Raw genomic sequence first — 19,837 nt, 5'->3', positions numbered from 1 at the left:
TCAGCTGGGCTGGCTGCGGCGCGCCGCGATCAGCAGTACCGTGTCGGCACACATCGCGGCGTTGTCTGGGTTGACGATCACGGCCTGGCTCAGTTGCTGGCTGTTCTGCTCGTACGGCCATGCCGCCATGGTGAACTTGGCTCCGAGCCCGTTGCCCGAAGTCCACAGCGAGTGCTGGTTTGCGTCGCCGCTGGTCTGGATCAAGGGACTGAATCCAGGCCGTCGCCTCATCGCGGCCCGCTTCCGCCCGTGTAACCTTGGCCCCTCTTGGCCCTGACGCTGCCGCTGCCAGCCCTTGCACCCTGAAATCGATGAAGTTCCTGATCGTCGACGACCACGCCCTGATCCGGGATGCCATGCACAGTGTGCTGCGCGGCTTGCGCAGTGGGGCCACCGTGCTCGAGGCCGCCAACGCAGAGGCCGCCTTGCGGTGCCTGGCCGATCATCCTGACACCGACCTGGTGCTGCTCGACCTGCATCTGCCTGACCAGGACGACCTGCAACTGTTGGCCACGGTGGTCGAGCGCCATCCGGCCGTGGCCGTGGTCATGCTCTCCGGTGACATGGACCAGGCCACCATGCGCCGTGCGTTGGACCTGGGTGCGCAAGGCTATATCCCCAAGGGCGAGACCCGCGAGGTGCTGACCAGTGCGTTGGCGCTGGTGCTTGCCGGCGGCGTCTATGTGCCGCGCGCGGCCTTGCGAGGCGCGCCGTCATCGAGCCTGCCTGTGCCAGCAGCGGCTGCGCCTGCGAACCCATCGAGCGCCAACTCCCTGGGGCTCACCGACCGACAGCTTGAAGTGCTGGCCCTGTTGATGCAAGGCAAGAACAACAAGCTCATCTGCCGTGCGCTCGACCTTGCGGAGCCGACCGTGAAGAACCATGTCTCGGCCATCCTCAGGGCACTGGGCGTGGGCAGCCGCACCGAGGCCGTGCTCGCTGTGACCCGTCTGGGCCTGACGCTCCCTCGAGTCGAGTAGCAGCCCGCAGCAGACGGGTGGCCAGCGTGCGCAGGCGCAACGGAGCCACAGGCTTCTCCAGCAGCGGGAAGCCCAGACCGGCCACTCGGGTGCGTGTCTCCTGCGAGACATCGCCCGAAATCACGATCGCAGGCAGATCGCGGCCGAAGTGCCGGCGCAAGCGGATGACGTTTTCCACGCCGTCTTCCCCGCCATCCAGGTGCACGTCCGCCAGCACGAGATCGGGTGCGGTTTGACCCAGGCGCTCCAGTGCCTGATCCGCACAGCTTGCCGTCAGGGCCTTGCAGCCCCATCCGCGCAGCAGCCCGCCGGTGCTTTCAAGGATGTCCTCGTCGTTGTCGATCACGAGAACGCGCGCACCGCAGAGCGGATCGTCCGGCACGTCATCTGCTTCTACGAGCCCCAAAGCGCGCAGCTGCGGCGGCACTTGCTGCAACGTGATGCTGAAACACGAACCGCGTCCCGGACTCGACCTGAGCGCCACCCGGTGGCCCAGCAACTGCCCCAAGCGCGAGACGATGGACAGGCCCAGCCCCAACCCCTCGCCACGCAGCGTGCCAGCCGGCGCCACCTGGTAGAACTCGGCGAAGATCTCCTGGTGTTTTTCGGGCGGAATACCAATGCCCGTGTCCCAGACTTCGACGCGTAAGTGGTCGCCGCGCTGGCGGCAACCCACGAGCACACCGCCCTTGCGCGTGTAGCGCAGCGCGTTGGCCACCAGGTTGTCCAGGATGCGCTCCAGAAGCACCGGGTCGCTCTGCACCCAGGCGCCGTGTCCACGCACATGAAGGTGTAGGCCGCGGGCGTGCGCGTCTTCGGCGAATGTCGCCTCCACCCTGTCCAGCACCTGCTGCAGTGGAAAGGCTGTGACGTTCGCGTGGACGACGCCAGCGTCGAGCTTGGAAATGTCGAGCAGGCCGTCAAAGAGGCCGTTGATCGATGCCACGGCGCTCTCCACCCGCAGCGTCAGGCGCTGGCGCTCTGCCGCAGAGGTCTCGACGCGCAACTGCGCCACCAGCAGGTTCAGCGCGTGCAGCGGTTGGCGCAGGTCGTGGCTGGCGGCGGCCACGAAGCGCGACTTGGCCCGGTTGGCGTCGGTCAGCGCCTGCGTGCGCTGCTCAACCTTGCGCTCCAGCGTGGCATAGGAACGCTCCAGTTCGCCGGCCATGGCGTTGAACTCGTGTCCGAGCTGGCCGATCTCGTCGGCGCTGTCGATAGGAATACGGTGATCGAGTTGGCCGGAACCGATGCGTGCGGCTCCTGCCGTCAAGGTCCGGATTGGCCGAACCATGCGCCAGGAGAACACCACCGCAAAGCCGAGCGCCACGAGCAGGCTGACGGCCGTGATCCACAGCGAACGCGACAGCGCGCGGCGCCAGGGTTCATCGGCCTCGCTCTGCGGCAATTCGACCAGCACCCGCCAGTCCATCGGGGGCGCCGGGGCTTGTGCCAGCAGCACCTGCTCGCCCTGCATGCTGATGAGCCGATGCAGGGACTGGTCCGGCTGCGCGTCGATCACGCGCATGGTGGAAGACAGGTCGGTGTTGCGCAGCACCAGGCTGGCATCGGGATGCGCAATCAGGCGGCCGGCCTTGTCGACCACGTAGGCCAGGCCCTCGCGCCCGACCCGCACCTGCGAGACGACGTCTCGCGTGAACTTCAGGTTCACTTCGGCCAGCACGACGCCGGCTTCGCGCCGTGTGGCTGCCAGGGCCACGCTGATGAAGGGTTCGGTGTCGCGCCGGAAGTACACCGGGCCGAAGTGGATGCCGTTCTTCAGCGCCGCCTGAACTGCGTCTTCGCTTGAACGGTCGATGCGCGTGTCCAGGCGGTCCATGCTCACGCGCGAGACGAAGAGCCGTTCGCGGCCCTGGCCGTCGAGCAAGGTCAGGTCGGTGATGGCCGGCACCTGGCGCAGCAGGCGCAAGGCGTCGATGCGGTGCTGATCGGCGCCGCTCTCGTTCCAAGACAGGTGCGTGGCCCAGCGCAACTGGCCCTCGATCTCGTTGGCGAACTGCGTGATGCGCCAGGCCGCTGCCTGCGCGTTGGCGCGCTGGACCTCGATCAGCGCGGCACGGTGCTCCTCGGCCGCGAACCACACGCCCACCACCGTGTAGCCCACCAGCGGAATGCCGACCACGGCCACGAAGGACGCGATGTACTTGCGCAGCAACAGACGCCGTGGTCTGGCGCAGGGTTGGGCCTGTACGTTCACGGAATCGCTCGCAGAAGCCGACGGGTCGCGGTCCACCATGGGCGCAGAGCATACGGGCTCGTCTGCGCCGTTTCCCTGCGCTTGGAGGACCATGGACCCCCTCCCAAAGCACCGGGCGCCTGGTGCGGAGGGATGATTGCCGTTCCTTGCGAGCCCAGCCAGGATGCGTCACCCTTCAATCAATCCTCGAGGTGATGATGTTCAAGCGGTTCTCTCGGTCTCGTTCGTGGCTGTGTGCAGCGCTGCTTGCATTGGCATGCAGCGCACAGGCCAACGACTTGAAGGTGATTGCGCCCAACGCCGTGAAGGAAGCGGTGGTGGAAATCGCCTCCCGTTTCGAGAAGGACACCGGGCTGCGCGTCAGCTTCACCTGGGGCGGGTCGGAGGCGATCGCCAAACGCGTCGCCGACGGCGAAGTCTTCGACGTCGTCGTCAACACCTCGTCGGGCGTGGACCGCATGGCGGCCGATGGCAAGCTGGTCAGCGGCAGCCGCACCGACTTCTCACGCTCGGCAGTGGCAGCCGCTGCGCGGTCCGGCCTTCCGCGCCCGGACGTGTCCAGCGTCAACGCGCTCCGGGCCACCTTGCTCGACGCGCAGTCCATCGCCATTTCATCCGGCGCCAGCGGCCGCTACCTCGAACAACTGTTCCAGAAGCTGGGCGTGGCCGAGCAGATCAAGTCCAAGATCAGGCAACCGCCTTCGGGGGCGCAGATCGGCGACATGCTGGCGCGCGGCGAGGCCGACCTTGGCTTCCAGCAGGTGACCGAACTGATGCACGCCCAGGGCTTCCAGTACCTCGGGCCCTTGCCGGCTGAGCTGCAGAACTACACCGTCTGGGCTTCAGGTATCCACAGCAGCGCACCGCAGGCTGATGCGGCGCGCGCCTTCACCCGAGCGCTTTCTGCACCGGCGTCGGGCGCTTCAATCCGGAAGTCCGGCATGGAGCCGATGTAAGCGGGCGTCGTTCGGGCTAGGTTTTCAGCGACCGCTGCAGTCCGCACCACCTTCAGCGCAAGATGCGCTCGGCGCGCAAGGCCACGGCTGCCGGGATGCTGACCCCCAACGCCTCGGCGGCGCGTTGGTTGATGACCAGCTCGAAGCTGGAGGGCTGCTCCACCGGCAGGTCAGCGGGGCGCGCGCCGCGCAGGATGCGATCGACCACGCCGGCCGCCTGCTTCCACGACGTGCGCAGGTTGGGGCCGTAGGTCAGCAGATTGCCGGCATCAGCAAACTCTGACCAGCCCGACACCGCCGGCACGCGGTGCCGCCGGGAGAACTCGGCGATGACCTGGGCCTGGCTCATGACCATCGCGTCGGGAAAGGCCACGATGGCCTCGGCGCGTTCTCGCAGCAAAGCCGGGAAAGCGATCTCGAAGTCGCGCGCCGACGTGACGGGCAGGTACTGCACGACGAGGCCGAGCCGGTCGGCCGCCGCCCGCGAGGCACGCAACTCGAGCTGCTCGCCGGGATGCGTCGGGTTGGCCAAGATGGCCACGCGCGACAGGCGCGGCATCAGCTCCTTCAGGATCTCCAGGCGCTTGCCGACCAGTTCGAGGCTCTGCATCGCAATGCCAGTGAGACGCCCGCCCGGCCGGGCGAAACTGGCGGCCAGCCCGGCTTCCACAGGATCTCCGCTGAAGCCGAAGACGACAGGCACGGTGCTGTCGACATTGCGCACGCCCAGCACCATCGCGCCTTGGGCGACCAGCACCTGGGGCCGAAGTTGCAGCAACTCTGCCGCCAGGGCGGCGGCACGGTCACGGTCACCCCAGCGCTCGTCGATCGTCAGGTTGCGGCCTTCGACCCACCCGCGTTCGCGCAGCCCAGCCCTCAAGGCCTCGAGATAGGCTGGCGTAGGCAGCGGGCCGGCGCTGCCGGCGATCCACCCGACGCGAGCGGAAGTGACTGAAATGACAGACTGCGCCCGCGACGTCCGAGAACCGATCGACGTGGCCGTTAACAGTCCTGCAGAGAGCAGTCTTCTTCGTCGCATGGGTCGCAGCACCGTTGTGCTGATCTCGTCTGTCTGCGTAGAAGTTTACGCACTTGCCAGTCGCGATCGACGATGCTTCGGTGTCCGGCGGGTAGGTAGCGTGATGTTCGCCTGCACATGCATTGGCAACTCTCAGTTGCAGGCGATCGAGAGGGGCCTAGGGTCGATAGCCAACAGTCACTGGCCAAGTCGTGAACGCCCGCGCGCAGTCGGCAATTGCCCCATGGTGAATCGACTGCACGTCGGCGATTTGCGCTCGCTCCATGTCCAGCCGATCCGCCGCTCCATCCGTGGGCTGGTCGCATCACGAGAACTCAGTCCGCGCCCTCGCCACCAGGTCCCGCATCGCCGCGCTCCCACTCGCGCCGTTGCTGCTGCTGTTCTGCCACGACTGGACCGCCACCGCGCGCGGTCCGACGTCGCCGGCCCAGAAGCCGAAGACCGGGCCGCCGGACTGGCCGGGGAAGACGTCGGCCTTGTGGAGGACGGCCTGTGCCGCCGCGTCGCTGCCGTCGACCCGGAAGCCGCCCTGCCAGGTCGGGCGCTGGCCGCTGTTGAGGTCGGCGGGATAGCCCATGTGCGACCAGGCGTCCAGCGAGTCCCAGTCGTCGTCGTAGCCGCGCGCGCCCATCCAGCCGGTGGTCTCGCCCAGGCGGCGGTCGAGCACGACGACGGCGTAGTCGTAGTCGCCCTCGTTGCCGCTGATGAACCCGTCGCCGTCCTCCTGCACGTACCAGTAGATGTGGCTGCCGTAGGCCTCGCCGAAGGGCGCCGTGCCGTCGAAGTAGGACGGCGTGAAGCGCACCCAGTCGGCGGCAAAGCCCGCAGGGGCCGACCAGTCGATGACATGGCTGACTGTCAGCAGGTGACGCGGGCCGATCATCACGCCTGAGCCGGAACCGCGGTTGGTCTCGACCAGGCCGACGGTCGACCACGGGTAGGCGGTGTCGCGGAAGGCGCGGCGGTCGTCGCTGCCGAACAGCGTGGTCGCGATGCGAGGCTCGACGCGCGGATCGCGGATGCGGCGCACGCTGCGCACCCAGTCGGCGGGCGTGGCGCTGAATGCCAGGTGGTCAGGGATGTGGGCCTGCAGCCGCTCCAGCTGCGCGGCCTCGTCGAGCCGGTGGCGCGGGATGCGACTGGCCTCGCCGCGCAGCGGCGGTGGCAGGGCACGGCCACCGGCCCGCACGCCGTCGACCTCGACGACCACGTCCCAATGCGACTGGCCGTCTCCGCGGTCGACCCGCACCAGCCGGGTCCTGACCTGGGGCTCCCGATCGGCCAGAACCTGGAAGTGGCGCTCGATCGCGATCGGCCGTTCCTTGGCCGCCTCACGCGCGCGGAAGATGTCCTCGAGACGGTCGATGTCGACCGGGCGGGCCTTGCAGTCGTCCATGGCTTGATCTCCTTGAAGCCGGGCAGCCATGGTCCCGCTGAACCTGCGGGACCGTCATCCAACAATCGGAGGAGAAAACGCAGCAGGCTCCTGCCCGGCGCAGGACCACGGCAAGGGCCAGCGCTGGAAGCCTGGGGGCAACTTTGGGGGCAACACCCGTCGAAGAAGCGTCTTTCCCCAGGGAGGTGAGATTCCTGTCGGCGACCAGGTGGTCGTTTCCTACGGCTCCAGAACGTCCCAGATCCGCAAGCTCGCCTGTCCGGCACCGGGCACCTCGGTGCGCCAGGTCCGGTTGACGCGCCCGATGGTGGCGGGCAGTGACCGGGCCACCTGCTGCGAGCACGGCATCGTGCCGGCGCAGCATCTCGTCCACCGAGCCGGAGATGTTGATGGCGTACATCGGCATGCGACCGAGGCGGTCGGCATGGCGCTGCAGGACCGGCATGACGGCCCGCAGGCGCTCGTCGAACGGCGCATCGGGAGGATCGGCGATCAGCTCGTCGTCCTTGATGAAGTCGATGCCGGCCGCACAGAGGCTGTCGACCAGGTCCGCCGTCTGTGCCGGCGTGAGGCCGATGCTCGGCTTGATGATGGTGCCGATCACCGGGCGGTCATGGACGCCGGCCAGACGCCGAGTGCCGGGAATGCCGAAGGCCGGGCCTGGGAACTGGCCGGCGTGGTCCGGCCCCAATATGGGTTCAACCCAGGTCGGGAACGACATGCATGGGCATCACCCATCACCCATCACCCATCGCCTCTCGCTGAACACATGGCGCGTGTTCGAGGCCACCGCCCGGCTGCACAGCTTCAGCGCCGCCGCCGACGAGCTTTCCGTGATGCATGGCGCCGTGAGCCAGCACATCCGCAGTCTCGAGGACGCGATCGGATGGCCGCTGTTGCAACGCACCGCACAAGGTGTCATGCCGACGGCCGAGGGGCCGATCGCTCGCGTGTCCAAGCCGCCGCTGCACGGGCTCGGCCACGCGTTGCAGCGCCGTCGGCGCCAGGGACGCGAACAGATCCCTCAGGCGCGGGCTTCCGCAGGCCGTACACCCGTCGTCGTCGAAGCTGTCGAGGTGCGACTCACCTCGAACTGGCACGAAGAAGAGCATGAGGGCCATCACGGCGGCGGCGCGAGCCGATGCGGTGGTCGATTGCGTTGTCCGGCTTCTTCACGCGACACTTCCTCGGCCATGGACAAGCTCAAGGCCATTCAGTACTTCCTGGCGGCAGCCCAGAGCGGCAGCCTGTCGGCCGCAGCGCGGCAGCAAGGCGTGACCTTGCAGGCCGTCGCGAAGCTGGTTCGTGCGCTTGAGGCCGAGCTCGGTGCCACGCTGTTCCAGCGTGGCAGCCGCGGGTTGCAGCTGACCGCCGACGGCACGCAATACGCCGAAGCCTGTGCGCCCTTGCTGGCGCAGCTGCAGGCAGCCGATGACGGGCTGCGGCAGTCTCGGCAGCGCCCGCAAGGCACGCTGGTCGTGGGCGGCACCCCGTTTCTCCTGCAGCACGGCATCGTGCCCGCGTTGTCCGCGTTCCATGCCAGCCATCCGGACCTGACGCTGGACCTTCGCGCCGTGCTGCACCTGGAGGAAGCGGCCGCGAAGGACTGCGACCTGCTGCTGCTGCACGGCTGGTTCGAGGCCGGCGCCTGGGTGCGCCGCGAATTGCCGGTGATGGCGCAGGTGACCGCAGCCTCGCCGGACTACTGGAAGCGCCAGGGCTTTCCTCGCCACCCGCGCGATCTCGCCGGACACAACTGCCTGTGCTATCGCAACCCCTACGGCAAGCTGCTGGACCTTTGGCGCTACCGGCAAGTGGGCGCACAGGACGCACAGGGCGCGCAGGGCGAGGTCGTCGAAGAGGTCGTCGTGCGCGGCTGGCTGCACTCGAATCACCGCGACAACCTGCTCGCACTGGCCCTGGACCACGGCGGCGTGGTGCGCATCGCGTTTGCCACGGCACAGGCTGAACTGGCCAGTGGCCGCCTGGTGCCCGCGCTGGTCGATTGGGAGCTGATGGACCCCCCGCCACTGGCGATGTACTTCCGGCCTGAACTGCGCCGAACCTTGCGCCTGCGCGTCTTCGCCGACTTCGCTGCCACGCGTTGCACCGAGCTGGCGCAGGTGACGGATGCCTTGGGCCATGCCAGTGTCGACGGCCGCCCGGCCTGGCACCAAGGCAACAGCCGACGCGCGTCCAGCTGGTTGAGCCAACGCTGAGTCGCCCGGCTTCAATCGATGCTGGCGCCGGTCTCCCGAACGAACTGCAGGTACTGTGTTTCCGCCTGGAGCATCAACTCGCGTGTCTCGGCGGGCGATCGGAACCTGCCGACGATGAGCAGGCGATCCATCTCCTGCTTGAACTCGGGCAATTGCACAGCCCGTTGAGCGGCAGCGGCCAGGCGCTCGACGATGTCGGCAGGCAGTTTCGGAGGTCCCACCACGAAGTGCGCGGTGATCAGCGGGGCTGCAGCGACGCCGGCCTCGGCCAGCGTGGGCACCGTCGGCAGCGCGGCGATGCGTTCTCCGATGCTGCAGCCCAGCATGGTCAGGCGGCCAGCCTTCACGTGCGGGACGCTGGCACCGACCGGCAGCACCGCAAGCTGGATCCGACCTTCGAGCAGGTCCGGCAGCAACTGAGGCGCGCCCTTGTACGGCACCCGCTCGAAGGTCATGCCGAGTGCGCTGCTCACCTGCCCTGCCACCATGTCTTCCGAGGCGTTGTTCGCGCCGCGCATCAGCGGCTTCGGGCTGGCTTTCGCATAGGTGACCAACTCGGCCAGCGACTTCACCTGCAGGCTGGCCGGCACCACGACGCACGGCGTGTTGCCGCCGATCGCGGCGACCGGGGTGAACTCGGTGATGGACCTGTAGGGCGACGCCTTGCTGAGATGAGGCAGTCCCGCGTTGGAGGCCAGCGCAAACAGCAGCGTGTAGCCGTCGGGCGCGGCGTTCAGCACCGCGCCGGCGCCGATCCCCGTGTTGCCGCCGGGACGGTTCTCGACCATGACTTCCTGACCGAGGCCTGCGGTCAGGCCCTTCGCCAGGGCACGGGCCGCCGCATCGCTGGGGCCACCGGCGGGTGTCGGCACGATCAGCCGGATCGGCTTGCCGGGATAGACCGGCTGAGCGCCCGACGACAGCATCCACAGCGCCAGGGCGCCGCCCAACAGGCTTCTCGACAGCAGGTTCATCTCGGTGCTCCGTGTTGTGGATGACGCCGAGTCTTCCCCTGCGAGGTCCACATGGGAAGTGCTGTGTCGGGAGAGTCTGACTGAACTCCTGGTTCAGTGAGTGCGGTGCGTCGGCCCCGTGGACGTGGATGCGCCCCGCATCGGCGGACGACGCGTGATTCGGACATCGGGATGAACTTCCGGTTCACGTGGCCTCCCGCGCGTGACGCACGTCGCCGGCAACTGTCGCCAAGGTGCCGATCAAGCCACCGCCCGCAACGACCGGTCCAGAAAACGCTCCGGCGACCGATCCGGGTCGACAGCGGTCGATCACGGTCTTCCACCGATCGGACCGCTCGCCGTCTGCAAGGGCGCACAGGGGCATCGACGGCACACGTCGGTGTCTTGCACCGGCTCCGTGTCCAGCCGATCAGGGTCACCCGGTGCGCGCAGGATCACCGGCCGACATCGAGGCCGTGCGAGATCCGATGCGCGAGTTCAACCGCTGGTTGCTGACCGCGATGGACGGTTCGCGGCGACGCTCAGAAGCTGGTCCAGTCGTCCGTGCCCGCGCTGGACGTCAGGGCCGCTGCCGGCTGAGCCTGGGGCGCATGACCCGCCGCCTTGACCGTCGGGGCCTTGAAGGCTTGCCGGGTGACGTGGCTGGCGCGGTTCGGCGCTGGCGACGTCGTGGCGTTCATGCCCATCGCGTCATGCGCATCGCCCGAGAGCCTGAACACCGCGACGGCCTGCACCAGCGCCTGGGCCTGGCTCCTGAGGCTCTGGGCGGCGGCGGCGCTTTCCTCGACGAGGGCCGAGTTCTGCTGCGTCATCTGGTCCATCTGCGTGACCGCTTCGCCGACCTGCGACACGCCATTGGCCTGCTCGGCCGAAGCGCTGGTGATCTCGCCGACGATGTCGGTCACGCGCCGGATGCTGGCCACCACCTCGTCCATCGTGGCACCGGCCTTGTCGACCAGGGCAGAGCCCTGTTCCACCCGTTCGACGCTGGCGGTGATGAGGCTCTTGATTTCCTTGGCCGCATCGGCAGAGCGCTGCGCGAGGCTGCGCACCTCGCTGGCCACGACCGCGAAGCCGCGGCCCTGCTCGCCGGCGCGGGCCGCTTCCACCGCCGCGTTGAGCGCCAGGATGTTGGTCTGGAAGGCGATGCCGTCGATGACGCTGATGATCTCGGCGATCTTGCGGCTGCTGTCGTTGATGCCCTTCATCGTCTCGACCACCTCGCCGACGACGGTGCCACCCTGCTGGGCCACATCGCTGGCCGACCGGGCCAACTGGTTGGCCTGTCGGGCGTTGTCGGCGTTGTTGGTGACGGTCGTGCCCAGCTCGGTCATCGTGGCCGCCGTCTCTTCCAGTGACGCGGCCTGCTGTTCGGTGCGCGACGACAGGTCGCTGTTGCCCTGGGCGATCTGCTCGCTGGCGGTGGCGACGCTGTCGGCGTTGTTGCGCACGCTGGCCACGGTCTGCGTCAGGGCGACCTGCATCGCGTGCATGGCGGCCATCAGGCTCGTCGTGTCACCCGCCCGCACCGGCACGGGGGTGGCGAGGTCGCCCTCGGCAATCATGCGGGCGGCATCGGCCGCCTGCGACGGCTCGCCGCCCAGCTCGCGCATCAGGCCGCGCGTGATCCAGGCACCCAGGCCGATGGCGGCCAGCATCCCCAGCAGGGCGCCGACCATCAGGGTGGCGCGGTTGGCGGCCCGCATCGACTCGGCCTCGGCGCTGCGCTCGACCAGCAGGTCGCGCTCCATCTTGTCGAACTGCTGATGCAGGCTGCGGAAGCCGTCCATCGCGGACTTGTCCTTGCCCTTCGAGAACACCTCGACCATCGCAGCCATCGGCACCTTGCCGGCCTCGACGTCACGGCGCATCTCGAACAGGTCCACGACGATCGCCTCGAACTCGGTGCGACGCGCCTTCATGTCGTCCAGCCGCTTCTGCTGCGTCGGGTTGTCGGCGGTCAGCCTCTTGGCCTCGTCCCAGGACTTGTCGAACGCCGTGCGCCCGAGGTTCCAGGGCTCCAGGAAGTTGTCCTTGCCCGACACGATGAAGCCGCGTGCGCCGGTCTCCATGTTGATCATGTTCTCCAGCATCCCCGACGCCGTGCCCAGCACCCTGTAGGTGTGCGTGTTCCAGCGATCGGCCTCGGCGAGGCGCGAAGACGTGAACCCGGTCGCGCTGGCCACGGCCAGAAGGATGAAGACGATGGCACCGAAGGCCAGGGTCAGGCGCCGGGCGACGGTCAGGTTCGAGTGGTGAAGTGGCACGTCGGATGCTCCGCTGAATGAACTGGACAGAAGGGGCCGCACGCCGGCCGCTCGATGAAGGGTTCGAGCATCGGCACATCGGCAGCAAGCCGATGGATCTTGAGCGACTCGCCCGGTCCGCCATCCCCGGAAGTGGCGCAGATGTCATGCCCTTCTCTGCCGACGCCCGCCCAGGGGCGGTCTCGGCGGGGAGCGGGTCGCGCGGAGCGGGCTTGTAGGATCACGGACACGCCGTTGCACGCGCTGATCCACACGCTGATCCACACGCTGATGCGCGCCCACAACCCTGCGGCGCGCAGACGCCGGCAGCGGGGTCCTGCCCTCGGGACCGTGAGGACGTCGAAGAATCTGCTCGCTTGATCAACCGTTGCTGAGGACCGAATTGAAACTCGCCACCTGGAACGTCAACTCCCTCGCCGTGCGCCTGCCGCAGTTGCTGGACTGGCTGGCCAGCGCCGCGCCGGACGTGCTGGTGCTGCAGGAAACCAAGCTCACCGACGACAAGTTCCCGGCGGCCGAGATCGAGGCGGCGGGCTACCGGGTCGTCTGGTTCGGGCAGAAGACCTACAACGGCGTGGCGCTGCTCGCGCGTGGCGACGCGGAGCCGGCCGAGGTCGTGCGCAACATCCCCGGCCTTGCCGACGAGCAGGCCCGCGTGATCGCCGCCACCGTCGCTGGCGTGCGGGTGATCGGCGGCTACTTCCCCAATGGCCAGGCACCCGGCAGCGAGAAGTTCGCCTACAAGATGGGCTGGCTAGACGCGCTGCGCGGCTGGCTGGCCGATGAGCTGGGCCGGCATCCGCAGCTGGTGCTGATGGGCGACTTCAACATCGCGCCCACCGATGCCGACGTCTACGACCCGGTCGGCTGGACCGGCCAGATCCACTGCACGGTCGAGGAACGGGCCCACTTCCAGGGCCTGCTCGGGCTGGGCCTGGTCGATGCCTTCCGGCTGTTCGAGCAGCCGCCCAAGTCCTGGAGCTGGTGGGACTACCGCAACCTCGCCTTCCGCAAGAACCAGGGCCTGCGCATCGACCATGTGCTGGTCAGCGAGGCGCTGCGCGGTGCGGTGACGGCCTGCCAGATCGACAAGGCGCCGCGCAAGAACGAGCGGCCGAGCGACCATGCGCCGGTCTGGGTCAAGCTGTCGGACGCCACGCGGCGCTGATCGAGCGACTTCCGTCACGCCCGGGCCGGCGACGGTGGCCGGTGCGCTCCAGCTTCGGCCGGGCCGGCCGATCTCCACGCCATGTGGACCCGCTGGAACCTCTGGACGCGCCGGGCAACCGGTCTTGCCGCACCGGCCTTGCTGGTGCTGCTGACGGCCTGCGGCAGCCTGCCGCCACCGCGCCTGGCCACAGGCCCCGACGCCTCGCCGCCCGAACGTCGACTGGCGACCGATGGGGCAGCGGTCCGGCCGATCCCGGTGGGACCGAGCTCGCCGACATCCCCGACCTCACCGGCCCCGCCCACCGCACGGCGGTCGCCCTTTGACGGCGCGGACGGACCGGACCCGAACCCGCCGCCCTTCCTGAACCGCATCCCGGACGCGGTCCCGCGCATCGAGTTCATCCGCAACGGCGCGCCCAACAAGCCCTATGTCACCCGTGGCGAGAGCCATGTGCCGGTGCGGGCGGACGTGCCGGTCCGGCAGGTCGGCCTGGCGTCCTGGTACGGCCGGAAGTTCCACGGTCAGCGCACCGCCAATGGCGAGGTCTACGACATGTACGCGATGACGGCGGCGCACCCGACGCTGCCGATCCCGAGCTATGCCCGGGTCCGCAACCCGTCCACCGGCAAGTCGGTGATCGTGCGCATCAACGACCGCGGGCCCTTCCACTACGGCCGCATCATCGACCTGTCGTACACGGCCGCGCTCAAGCTCGGCTTCGCCAAGGGCAAGGGCACCGCCAGGGTGATCGTCGAGGCCATCACGCAACAGGCGATCCGCACCGGCAGCTGGCGCCTGGACGAGCCGCCGTCCAGCGGCACCGGGACCATCGACCGCCTGGGCCTGCACACGCTGCTGGCCAGCCTGGACGGATGGACGGCGACAGCCGTGCCCGCCGCGACCTGGACCGAGCTGGGCCGCACCCCACCGGACTGGGTGGCCGTCTCCGGGCGCTGAGCCGGCGCGGGCCGCGTTTTGGGCGAACATCGCCCCATGCACGATCCCGCCCTCCGAGCGACCGCCGCCCCTGCCGACGCCCGACCGGGCCGGCGCGCCGCCGCGCTGGTGGCCGGCCTGGCCTGCGCGCTGTGGCTGGCCGCCTGCAGCACCACGCCGCCGTCCCGCGCGCCGTCGGGCAGCAGCCGGCCTCCGGCCAGCGTCCCGCCGATCGCCCCCTGGGACGGCAGCCGCGACGGCGCCGAGGCCAACCCGCCGCCCAACCTGCACCTGGTACCGGACGCCGAACCCCGGATCGAGCCGCTACGCCAGGGCGGACCGAACAAGCCCTACGAGATCGACGGCGTGACCTACACGCCGATGACGGCCGACGAGCCCGCCATCGAGCGCGGCCTCGCGTCCTGGTACGGCCGCAAGTTCCACGGCCGGCGCACCGCCAGCGGCGAGGTCTACAACATGTACGCGATGACGGCGGCGCACCCCACCTTCGCCATCCCGAGCTACGCCCGGGTGCGCAACCCGGCCAATGGCCGCGAGGTGGTCGTGCGCATCAACGACCGCGGGCCGTTCAAGGGCGGACGGGTGATCGACCTGTCCTACACCGCCGCGCTCAAGCTGGGGCTGCTGGGCGGCGTCGCACCGGTCGAGGTCGAGCGGCTGACGCACGAGGCGATCCGCACCGGCAGCTGGCAGCGCCAGGCGCCGGCCACGGTCGCCGAGGGCGGCTCACCCGGCGCGAACATCAGCGCGAACACCAACGCGAACGCCAGCGCGAGCCCGGTCGCCGCCGACCCGCAACGGGTCGCCCCGCCCGCACCGGCCACGCTGGGCCTGGTGCAGGCGCCGCGCGCCAGCGACAGCCGCACGCTTGCGCCCATCCCCGCACCCATCTCCGCACCGATCTCCGCACCCATCCCCGCGGCCCTTCCCGTCGCCGTCGCTGCGGCCGCCTGGGACACCCAGCCCAGCCCGGCGGTGGCCAACGCGCCCGCGCCCGAGGTGATGCCGCAGGAACGTGCCGGCACCCAGGCCGCGCGTGGCTGGTGGCTGCAGCTGGGTGCCTTCAAGGCCGCCGAGGGCGCGGTCCAGTTCCAGCGCAAGTTGAGCGGCGAGGCCGACTGGCTGGCGCCGCTGCTGACGCTGTTCCGCGAGCAGTCGCTCAACAAGCTGCAGGCCGGCCCCTTCCCGAGCAGGGCCGAGGCCCAGGCCGCCGCCGAGCGCCTGCGCGGCCAGCTGCAGCTGGTGCCGATGCTGGTCGAGCGACGCTGACGCGCGCCGGCCCCCGAACGTCTGACCGCTCCTTTCCTTTCCGATCCCGCCCGATGCCCCTGCCCTCCGACGCCCCGCTCCAGATCGACGACACCACCGTCCACCCGCTGCCCAACGGCGTGCGCGTGGTGACCATCCACCAGCCCGGTGCGGCGGGCGCCAGCGTCAGCGTCTTCGTGCGCAGCGGCAGCCAGCATGAGCGGGCCACGCTCAACGGCATCAGCCACGTGATCGAGCACATGGCCTTCAAGGGCACGACCGCGCGCAGCTGCCAGCAGATCAACCTGGACGCCGAACGGCTGGGTGCCGAGGTCAACGCCCACACCGACCGTGACCACACCGCCTACCAGATGCGCGGGCTGGCGGCCGACACGCGCGCCTTCATCGACATGCTGGCCGACCTGGTGCTGAACCCGACCTTCCCGGCCGCCGAGCTGGAACGCGAGCGCCAGGTCATCCTGCATGAGCTGACCGATCTGGAGGACGACGCCTACGCGGTCGCCTACCGCCTGTTCGACAGCGCCTGCTATGGCCTGCACCCGTTCGCGCGGCCGGTGATCGGCACGCGCCGCAACATCGAGCGCTTCGACCGCGACGCGCTGATCGCCCATGTCCGGGCCCGCTACACCGGCTGCAACCTGATCGTCGCGGTGGCCGGGCCGATGCCGCCGGACGAGGTCCGCGAGGCCGTCGCCAGCGCCTTCGGCCACCTGCCGGCGGGCATGCCCAACACCGTCGAGCCGCCCGCCTGGCGCGGCGGCATCCGCATCAAGCGCCACAGCGGCAGCAGCCAGAGCCAGCTGGTGCTGGGCTGGCCGGCCGCACCGCTGGCCACGCAGGACGCCACGGCGCAGGTCGCCGCCGCCGTGTTCGGCGAAGGCATGAGCTCGCCGCTGCTGGACCAGCTGCGCGAACGGCGCGGGCTGGCATACCACGTCAGCGCCAACGCCGACCCGCTGGAGCTGGGCAGCCAGTTCGTGATCGAGGCGGCCACCGGCTCGGACCAGCTCGACGAGTTCCTGGTCGAGACGATGGCGCTGCTGCGCCAGCAGGCCACGCGCATCGACCCGGTCGACCTGGAACGGGCCCGCAACCAGCTCATCGTGCGCCAGCTGCATGCGCTGGAACGCCCGCTGCGCCGGCTGGAGGACGCCGCCATCGACCTGTTCGTGCTCGGCCGCGTGCGCAGTGCCGCCGAGCAGCGCACCGCCATCGAGGCGGTCGGTGCCGGGGCCGTGCGCGCCTGCTTCGAGACGCTGCTGACGCGGCCGGTCGCGCTGGCCGTCACCGGCAAGGTGCCGGCCGGCCTGCGTGAGCGCTGCGAGACGCTGTTCGGCTAGCCCGGCAGCGCGTTGATCAGCGTCTGGCTGCCGGTGCACCAGCCGACGATCGCGCCCTGGGCGGTGATCATCTCGATCGCGGCACGCTTGTAGGCCGGGAAGTAGCTCTCGGTCGCGTCCTCGACGATGACGCAGTCGTAGCCGCGGTCGTTGGCCTCGCGCATCGAGGTCTGCACGCAGACCTCGGTCGTCACGCCGGTGAACACGAGGTGGGTGATGCCGGCGGCCTGCAGACGCTCGTGCAGGCCGGTGGCCCAGAACATGCCCTTGCCGGGCTTGTCGATGACCCATTCGCCGGCATGCGGGGCGAGCGCCGGGATGATGTCCGCGCCGGGCTCGCCGGCCACCAGCAAGCGGCCCATCGGACCGGGCTCGCCGATGCGCAGGCTCGGGTCGCCACGGCCGAGCTTGGCCGGCGGGCAGTCGGACAGGTCCGGGCGGTGGCATTCGCGGGTGTGCACGACCGGCCAGCCGCGTGCCCGCCAGGCCGCGAGCAGGTCGGCGATCGGCCCGATGGCCGCATGCAGCAGGCTCACGTCGTTGCCCAGCGAGGCACCGAAGCCACCCGGTTCGACGAAGTCGCGCTGCATGTCGATGACGACCAGCGCGGTGCCGCCGCCGCCGGCCAGCGTCATCGGGAAGGGACGGGCCGCGAGATGGAAGGTGGTGCCGCTCATGTCGTCTCCTCGTGTGCGGCGCCGTGGCCACCCATGTGCGCGCCCAGCGTGTGCCGGTCCGCCCCGGAGGCCGCGCAGCCGTAGACGATGCGGCCCTCGCTCATCACGACGATGCGGTCGGACAGCGCGAGCAGCTCGTCGAGGTCCTCGCTGACCAGCAGCACCGCCGTGCCGCCGTCGCGCGCGGCACGCAGCCGGGCATGGATCTCGGCCACGGCGGCGAAATCCAGCCCGAACACCGGGTTGGCCACCAGCAGCAGGTCGGCCGGCTCGCCCAGCTCGCGCGCCAGCACGGCGCGCTGCACGTTGCCGCCGGAGAGCGTGCGGATCGGCGCGTCCTCGCCGCGGGTCTTGACGCCGTAGGCCGTGATCCAGGCCCGCGCCCGCGCCTTCAGCCGTCCCCAGCGGACCCAGCCGGCGCGGCTGTAGGCCGGGTCGTCGAAGCTGCGCAGCGACATGTTCCGCGCCACGCTGAGGTGGCCGACGCAGGCGTTGCGCAACGGCTCCTCGGGCAGGCTGCGGACCTTCAGGCGACGGTTCTGCGCGCGCCGCGCGGCATAGGCCTCGCCCGAGACCGTGACCGTGCCGGCCGTGCGCGGGCGCTGGCCGACCAGCGCCTCCATCAGCTCGCGCTGGCCGTTGCCGGACACGCCGGCCACGCCGACGATCTCGCCGGCGCGGGCATCCAGGTCGAAGCCCTGCACCGCCGGCTCGCCGCGGTCGCCCATCACGTGCAGGCCGCGGATCTGGAGGCGGGCCGGGCCGGACGGCGCGGCGGGTGCCGCCGATTCCTTGGGGTGGCTCAGGTCATGAGCCTGCTCTGCGGCCAGTTCAGCCACGACCTCCGCCGTCGCCGCAGGGGCGGCACCCCCGCCACCCACCATCGCCTCGGCCAGCTTCTGTGGCGTCGTGTCGGCCACCGCACCGGTGTGGATCAGCCGGCCGCGCCGCAGCACGCTGACATCGTCGGCATAGGCGCTGACCTCGCGGAACTTGTGCGTGATCATGACGATGCTGCAATCGCCCGCATGGGCCCGCTCGCGCAGCGCGCCCAGCACCTCGTCGGCCTCCTGCGGCGTCAGCACGGAGGTCGGCTCGTCGAGGATCAGCAGCCGGGGCTTGAGGTAGAGCTGCTTGAGGATCTCCAGCTTCTGCTTCTCGCCCGCCGACAGGTCGGCCGGCGTGGCGTCCAGGTCGAGCCGGAACGGCGTCGTCTCCAGGAAGGCCGACAGCTCGCGGCGCACCGCCTTCCAGTCGATCCAGGCCGGCAGCTTGCCCCGTGCCAGCAACAGGTTCTCGGCCACCGTCATGCCCGGCACGACGGTGAAGTGCTGGTAGACCATGCCGATGCCGAGCGCGCGGGCCACCGTCGGCGAGCCGATGGCCTGCTCACGGCCGTCGATCAGCACGCTGCCGGCGCTGGGCGGCTGGTAGCCCACGACGCACTTGACCAGCGTGCTCTTGCCCGCGCCGTTCTCGCCCAGCAGCGCATGCACGGTGCCGGGCCGCACGGTCAGCGTGACATCGTCCAGCGCGGTGAAGGCGCCAAAGCGGCGCGTCAGCCGGTAGGTGTCGAGCTGCAGCGCACCGCTGGGCGCGCGGGCCGGATCGGGCGGGTCGAGCGGCGCGGTCATGCGGCGCTCCCGACGGATGCGCCCTGGCTCGGCCAGTGAGCCATCACCTCCAGCAGCGCGCCCGAGCTGGCGGTGGCGCCGAACACGCCGCCCTGCATGTGGATCATCCGGATCGCCGCCGCGTGGTTGCCGGCATCGGTCGCGCCGGTGCAGTCGGTCAGCATCACGCACTCGAAGCCGCGGTCGTTGGCCTCGCGCATCGTGGTGTGCACGCACACGTCGGTCGTGATGCCGGTCAGCACCAGGTTGCGGATGCCGCGCAAGCGCAGGATCAGCTCCAGGTCAGTCGCGCAGAAGCTGCCCTTGCCGGGCTTGTCGATGACGACCTCGCCGGGCCACGGCGCGAGTTCGGGAATGATCTCCCAGCCCGGCTCGCCCCGCACCAGGATGCGGCCGCAGGGCCCGGCCTCGCCGATGCCCGCGCCGATGCGCTGCGAGCGCCAGCGCTTGTTGGCCGGCAGGTCGGCCAGGTCGGGCCGGTGGCCCTCGCGGGTGTGGATGACGTGCAGGCCGGTGCGGCGGGCCTCGGCCAGCAGGCGCTGCAGCGGCGCGATCGGGGCGCGGGTCATCGACAGGTCATAGCCCATCGCGTCGACATAGCCGCCGACGCCGCAGAAGTCGGTCTGCATGTCGATGACCAGCAGCGCGGTGCCGGCCGGGTCCAGCGAGCCATCGAAGGGCCAGGGATAGGGCTGCGAGGCGATGGTGGACTGGCTCATCGGATGAGACTCCCGGATCGAAGC

17 protein-coding genes are annotated in these 19,837 nt (G+C 69.9%); 7 read left to right on the top strand and 10 right to left on the bottom strand.

Going from position 1 to position 19,837, the window contains the following annotated elements:
* Positions 1–204, bottom strand: coding sequence for a hypothetical protein (locus tag Q8X39_RS18655; RefSeq protein WP_305751200.1), 204 nt, complete (start codon positions 202–204; stop codon positions 1–3).
* 107 nt (positions 205–311) lie between these two features.
* On the opposite strand from Q8X39_RS18655, the gene Q8X39_RS18650 reads away from it, so the two are divergent.
* Complete coding sequence (locus Q8X39_RS18650) at positions 312–980, top strand: response regulator (protein ID WP_305751199.1); 669 nt, start codon at positions 312–314, stop codon at positions 978–980.
* Here the strand turns inward: Q8X39_RS18650 and Q8X39_RS18645 are convergent.
* The gene (locus Q8X39_RS18645; RefSeq protein WP_305751198.1) at positions 898–3,153 is read right to left on the bottom strand and encodes a hybrid sensor histidine kinase/response regulator; all 2,256 of its coding nucleotides are present in this window, start codon (positions 3,151–3,153) and stop codon (positions 898–900) included. The genes Q8X39_RS18650 and Q8X39_RS18645 overlap by 83 nt on opposite strands.
* Positions 3,154–3,389: 236 nt before the next feature.
* On the opposite strand from Q8X39_RS18645, the gene Q8X39_RS18640 reads away from it, so the two are divergent.
* The gene (locus tag Q8X39_RS18640) at positions 3,390–4,151 is read left to right on the top strand and encodes a substrate-binding domain-containing protein (RefSeq protein WP_305751227.1); all 762 of its coding nucleotides are present in this window, start codon (positions 3,390–3,392) and stop codon (positions 4,149–4,151) included.
* Between the two features lie 52 nt (positions 4,152–4,203).
* Here the strand turns inward: Q8X39_RS18640 and Q8X39_RS18635 are convergent, their stop codons facing one another.
* The 3 genes from Q8X39_RS18635 to Q8X39_RS20575 all read right to left on the bottom strand — a co-directional run bounded on the left by Q8X39_RS18635 (position 4,204) and on the right by Q8X39_RS20575 (position 7,307).
* Positions 4,204–5,031 (bottom strand): ABC transporter substrate-binding protein, encoded by an 828-nt coding sequence (locus Q8X39_RS18635; protein ID WP_305751197.1) that lies wholly within the window; start codon positions 5,029–5,031, stop codon positions 4,204–4,206.
* 463 nt (positions 5,032–5,494) lie between these two features.
* Complete coding sequence (locus Q8X39_RS18630; protein WP_305751196.1) at positions 5,495–6,586, bottom strand: trypsin-like serine peptidase; 1,092 nt, start codon at positions 6,584–6,586, stop codon at positions 5,495–5,497.
* On the bottom strand, positions 6,522–7,307 hold the full coding sequence (locus tag Q8X39_RS20575; protein ID WP_407068035.1) for a RuBisCO large subunit C-terminal-like domain-containing protein: 786 nt from the start codon (positions 7,305–7,307) through the stop codon (positions 6,522–6,524). Before Q8X39_RS20575 ends, Q8X39_RS18630 begins: the two co-directional genes overlap by 65 nt.
* On the opposite strand from Q8X39_RS20575, the gene Q8X39_RS18620 reads away from it, so the two are divergent.
* Positions 7,306–8,805, top strand: a complete 1,500-nt coding sequence (locus Q8X39_RS18620; protein WP_305751195.1) for a LysR family transcriptional regulator — start codon at positions 7,306–7,308, stop codon at positions 8,803–8,805. The genes Q8X39_RS20575 and Q8X39_RS18620 overlap by 2 nt on opposite strands.
* A gap of 11 nt (positions 8,806–8,816) precedes the next feature.
* Here the strand turns inward: Q8X39_RS18620 and Q8X39_RS18615 are convergent, their stop codons facing one another.
* Together Q8X39_RS18615 and Q8X39_RS18610 are read right to left on the bottom strand one after the other, a co-directional pair.
* Positions 8,817–9,779, bottom strand: a complete 963-nt coding sequence (locus Q8X39_RS18615) for a tripartite tricarboxylate transporter substrate binding protein (protein ID WP_305751194.1) — start codon at positions 9,777–9,779, stop codon at positions 8,817–8,819.
* A 521-nt stretch (positions 9,780–10,300) separates the two neighbouring features.
* Positions 10,301–12,046, bottom strand: coding sequence for a methyl-accepting chemotaxis protein (locus Q8X39_RS18610; RefSeq protein ID WP_305751193.1), 1,746 nt, complete (start codon positions 12,044–12,046; stop codon positions 10,301–10,303).
* Positions 12,047–12,428: 382 nt separating this feature from the next.
* Between Q8X39_RS18610 and xth the strand changes: the two genes are divergently transcribed.
* The 4 genes from xth to Q8X39_RS18590 all read left to right on the top strand — a co-directional run bounded on the left by xth (position 12,429) and on the right by Q8X39_RS18590 (position 16,783).
* Positions 12,429–13,214, top strand: a complete 786-nt coding sequence (gene xth / locus Q8X39_RS18605; RefSeq protein ID WP_305751192.1) for an exodeoxyribonuclease III — start codon at positions 12,429–12,431, stop codon at positions 13,212–13,214.
* Between the two features lie 81 nt (positions 13,215–13,295).
* Positions 13,296–14,174 carry a septal ring lytic transglycosylase RlpA family protein gene (locus Q8X39_RS20555; protein ID WP_369538125.1) on the top strand — a complete coding sequence of 293 codons (879 nt, stop codon included), beginning with the start codon at positions 13,296–13,298 and terminating at the stop codon, positions 14,172–14,174.
* Between the two features lie 36 nt (positions 14,175–14,210).
* Entirely contained in the window at positions 14,211–15,443 is a 1,233-nt protein-coding gene (locus Q8X39_RS18595) for a septal ring lytic transglycosylase RlpA family protein (RefSeq protein ID WP_305751191.1), read from the top strand.
* Between the two features lie 53 nt (positions 15,444–15,496).
* Positions 15,497–16,783 (top strand): M16 family metallopeptidase, encoded by a 1,287-nt coding sequence (locus Q8X39_RS18590; protein ID WP_305751190.1) that lies wholly within the window; start codon positions 15,497–15,499, stop codon positions 16,781–16,783.
* On the opposite strand, the gene Q8X39_RS18585 is transcribed toward Q8X39_RS18590, so the two are convergent.
* The 3 genes from Q8X39_RS18585 to biuH are packed head-to-tail and all read right to left on the bottom strand — an operon-like array spanning position 16,780 to position 19,813.
* Entirely contained in the window at positions 16,780–17,460 is a 681-nt protein-coding gene (locus Q8X39_RS18585) for a cysteine hydrolase family protein (protein ID WP_407068034.1), read from the bottom strand. The genes Q8X39_RS18590 and Q8X39_RS18585 overlap by 4 nt on opposite strands.
* Positions 17,457–19,094 carry an ABC transporter ATP-binding protein gene (locus tag Q8X39_RS18580; RefSeq protein WP_305751189.1) on the bottom strand — a complete coding sequence of 546 codons (1,638 nt, stop codon included), beginning with the start codon at positions 19,092–19,094 and terminating at the stop codon, positions 17,457–17,459. The genes Q8X39_RS18585 and Q8X39_RS18580 overlap by 4 nt, the downstream gene beginning before the upstream one ends.
* Positions 19,091–19,813 (bottom strand): biuret amidohydrolase, encoded by a 723-nt coding sequence (gene biuH / locus Q8X39_RS18575; RefSeq protein ID WP_305751188.1) that lies wholly within the window; start codon positions 19,811–19,813, stop codon positions 19,091–19,093. The genes Q8X39_RS18580 and biuH overlap by 4 nt, the downstream gene beginning before the upstream one ends.
* Positions 19,814–19,837 lie beyond the last annotated feature (24 nt).

The sequence above is a fragment of the Leptothrix discophora genome, from assembly GCF_030705305.1.
GTDB classification, from domain to species: domain Bacteria; phylum Pseudomonadota; class Gammaproteobacteria; order Burkholderiales; family Burkholderiaceae_C; genus Sphaerotilus; species Sphaerotilus discophorus.
Note: the sequence above shows the minus strand (reverse complement) of the source record. Positions and strands in the feature narration are given on the sequence as shown.